The organism is Streptomyces xiaopingdaonensis (assembly GCF_000262345.1).
GTDB lineage: Bacteria > Actinomycetota > Actinomycetes > Streptomycetales > Streptomycetaceae > Streptomyces > Streptomyces xiaopingdaonensis.
The window spans coordinates 1-3,562 of the sequence record NZ_AJTQ01000373.1; the positions used below are offsets into that span (position 1 = coordinate 1).

The 3,562-nt window shown below is 61.9% G+C and carries 3 protein-coding genes; all 3 read left to right on the forward strand.

Features of this window, described 5'->3' with window-relative positions; genetic code table 11:
- The first annotated feature begins 443 nt into the window (after positions 1-443).
- The 3 genes from UWG_RS33255 (at position 444) to UWG_RS0128835 (ending at position 3,488) form a co-directional block, all read left to right on the forward strand.
- Complete coding sequence (locus UWG_RS33255) at positions 444-851, forward strand: hypothetical protein (protein WP_157838612.1); 408 nt, start codon at positions 444-446, stop codon at positions 849-851.
- A 62-nt stretch (positions 852-913) separates the two neighbouring features.
- Positions 914-2,833, forward strand: a complete 1,920-nt coding sequence (locus UWG_RS33260; RefSeq protein WP_157838613.1) for a hypothetical protein — start codon at positions 914-916, stop codon at positions 2,831-2,833.
- 4 nt (positions 2,834-2,837) lie between these two features.
- Positions 2,838-3,488: an ATP-binding cassette domain-containing protein gene (locus tag UWG_RS0128835; RefSeq protein WP_016910669.1), complete on the forward strand. Its 651-nt coding sequence runs from the start codon at positions 2,838-2,840 to the stop codon at positions 3,486-3,488.
- The last annotated feature ends 74 nt before the right edge of the window (positions 3,489-3,562 follow it).

Below are 3,562 nucleotides of genomic sequence, written 5' to 3' on the forward strand. Positions count from 1 at the left end.
GGCAGTTGACGGCTGGTGGGCGAGGTGACTGGGCATGAAACACCAGGCGCTGGCAGGCCACATGTGCGGACGGCCCCCTCGCGGACGTCAGGTGCTCAGCGACGGTGTTATCCGCGGCTCCGCTCGCCCGCCAGGACTTCCGTACGCCACGGAGTCGCCCCACCCTGGTTCCCGCGCTGGTCAGTGGACGTAAAGGTCCTCCGATAAGAACCCTTCACCGCGTTGCAAAGAAGTATGGCACGGGTGGAACGACCAGGTGCCAATTTTCGGACATTTCACCGCGCCATGCACTACTCATTACCCCTACACGGTTACTCCATCTAAAGTTCACCGTGCATGCACACACCAACGCACTTGGGGGTAGTTGAGTCGTGAATTCGCAACTTGCAAGAGCTCGGATAGCGGCCATCAGTGGGATCGTGGCGGCTAGCCTCTTGGGAACCATGCCTGCCGCTTCCGCTGCAGACCCGGGGGCACCCGCCGGGGGACCCGAATTAAAAAACTGGCAAAGCAGCATGTATGACGTGCTGACCGGGTTTCAATCCAGACGGTGGAACGATCAACAGTACTCGCAGATCTGGTTCACGAAGTGCCGTGTGTCTGGAGCGAGCAGCGGAACCAGCACACACGTGGACCTGAGATGGGACCGTACCGCTCAGCCAGACAATAGCTGGGGGGTAAAGAAATACACTGCGTGCTTCAAGGGAAGCGCAGGCAAGAGCAACGGGGAATGGCATAACCTTGCCAAGGGCAAGCATTTCTTTCAGATCAACAAGATCAATGGGGCCGGCGCCGGCCTAGCTTTGAGCGTGCAAAAGGTTTACATCGACACCACGAAGGCAGACGGCTGATACCGGCCGAGGCGGGGGGATCATCGGTTACGGTCTCCCCGCCCCACCCTTGATTGCGGGCAATGAAGTTCACCACAATTCTGCGCACCAGCAGCGCCACATGGATATTGCCGCTGGCGATCGGCGTCACTCTACTTTATTATCACGTAAGTTTTTCTTACGATTACCCCGCTTCTCGCGGGATCATTCCGTATTCCCCGGAGGTCGTCTCCTTCGCGCTCAATCCAGCCGCGTCCCTCGCGTACGCCACGGCATCCAGCATGTCCGCCTGGGAGGCCGGGAGGCTCCAACGCGACCGGGTGTGGGAGGCAGCGCCCGTGCGCAGCAGAGTCGCCATCGCCTCTCGCCTGCTGCTGCCCGTGGTGTGCGTCTCATGGCTGATGCTGCTGCTTCCGGTGACCATGGGCTCAGTGCAGGAAGGAGTGGCGCTCACCCCGGCCAGCTTCCCGCTACTCGCAATGACTCTTACGGTTTCCCTGGCGCATGCTGTAATCGGCTTCGGGATCGGAAACGTCGTCCCGCGCCTGATCGCCACGCCGGCACTGGCGCTCGGAGTTTTCTACCTCGTGGCTGCTTCGGCTTCTTCGGGGGAACAGATGTGGCCTCGCCACCTGAGCGGAGAGTTCCACGGTGTACTCCCTTTCGGGACCCAATTGACGTGGAATGCCCTCTATCCCCACGTATTGTGCGCGGGGGGCGTAGCCGCTGGTATTTTCGTGTGCTTGTTCACTCCGCGGAAGAGCGCGTTCACCCGTCGTGCGACTCCTGTGATCGGAACCTGCACGGCATTGATCGCGGTGTCGATTTCAATTTTCTCGGTCAAAGACTGGAATCACACCCCGCCTCTGTCCGTCGGTCACGCAAGAATGAACTGCGCCGGAGAAAATCCTCGCGTCTGTGTACCCGAAGCGGGAGGAGCGAACCCGGTGATGACGCGAAAGGAGGTACTTGTCCCTCTTGTTGACCTTCAGGACAAGAATGCTCGGCCTTCCGTCCCCCGGAAGGTCACCGACAGCGTGGTCGAAGGAAACGAGGCCAAAGCTTCGACCAAATCTCACTGGCGGATCCCGCTGACAGCGTCGTCGCGATCCAACAACGTGCGGTGGGTGGCGTTTCAAGAAGCCGTGAGACTTCCGTGCCCTGCTTCGCAAGACCAGATCTACGGACGCAGTGCAACGCTGTGGGCAGCACAAACAGCAGATCTGGAAAAAATACCTGTCCCGGCAACGGTCCGAGTTGGCACAGTACGAAAACGGAAGCGAAGCGCTGACAGCGATTCGAGCGCGCGTGGAGCGCGTGCGCCACCATTCTCCGAGCGAACAAGCAACGTGGTACCAGGCGGAACGGCGTCGCGCCTGTGCGGACGAGAGCTCCTGATGCAATGGTGGTTGAAAGCGCGGAGGGCTCCTACCCTGCTCCTTACCGCGATGTTGGTTTTCCTGCTCCTCGTACTGGTCATGCAGGATTTCGTGGCGCAGCTGCCGTCGCTGCTCGGTGCGGGCGCGAATCAGGTCGTGGCCATGCTCTTGGCTCCACTTCCGCTGTACGCGACGTTGACCGTCTGTCTGGAGAACCGTCTGGCGGGCGTGGAGGATTCTGCCGTACGCAGGACGGCTCTTTGGGACGCTGCTCTCTGCCTCGCTGTGGTGATGTGGGCCACCGTGGTCGGCGTTGTCATCCACGCGCTCACCGGTTCGTCGACGGCTCTCAGCGTCGGCCGCAACACGGCCTTCCTCGTCGGACTCATGCTGTGCGCCCGGCTCCTGGTCGGAAACTCGAGCGTGATAGCACCGGTCATGTGGACACTGGTCGTCGTTCTTCTGGGATTCGACGCGACCCATCACCCCTACTTCTGGACGGTTATCCCGCGGATCCCGGAGGATCCGATCGCGCTCGCCGGTGCTGCCGTCGCGCTTGCCGCCGGCCTCGTCGCTCAACTGACCAACCCGAACGAGCCGTTCCTGTCGTCGATACGGACCTGACGTGATGACACTGCAACTCGACAACTGCACCTACGCGAAGTCGACACTGCTCCGTTTGGCCGCCGGCGTGACGCAGCCGAAAACAGGAAGCGTCACGTACGGCTCCATCCTCTCGTCGCGACGGGAGTACCGCCGTGCCGTGGCCTGGATGCCACAAGACATCGTTGCCATGTCCGGTCTGACGGCGCGCGAGCAGGTTGCATACGCCGGCTGGTTGAAAGGCATGAGCACACGCGCGGCGTGGGACGGCGCTCTCGAAGCTCTCGCACGAGTGGACCTCCGCGACCAAGCATCCAAGAAGGCCAAGCATCTCTCCGGGGGGCAGCTACGCCGCGTCGGCGTGGCCTCCGCGCTCGTCCATGGAAGCCGGATCCTTCTCCTCGACGAACCCACGGCGGGGATGGACCCCCAGCAACGCGGACTGTTCCGAGAGCTGCTGGCCATCCTGACTCCGCGCATGCAGGTGCTGTTGTCCACGCATGACGTTGCCGACCTCGCGGACGAGGCAGACCATGTCACCGTCCTCGACCAAGGCCGCATTGTCTTCACGGGCCACACCGGAGACTTTCTGCAACACGCGCCTGAGGGAACTGCTCCGGGCCGAGCAGCCGAAGCAGCCTACGCAGCGATCAGCATGACCGGAGCGCGCCTCTGATCGGCTACCGAGCGGTGGCACGTTCGGAGAACGGAACCTTCCGCTTCCCACCACGAGCAGGGACCGAAACACGT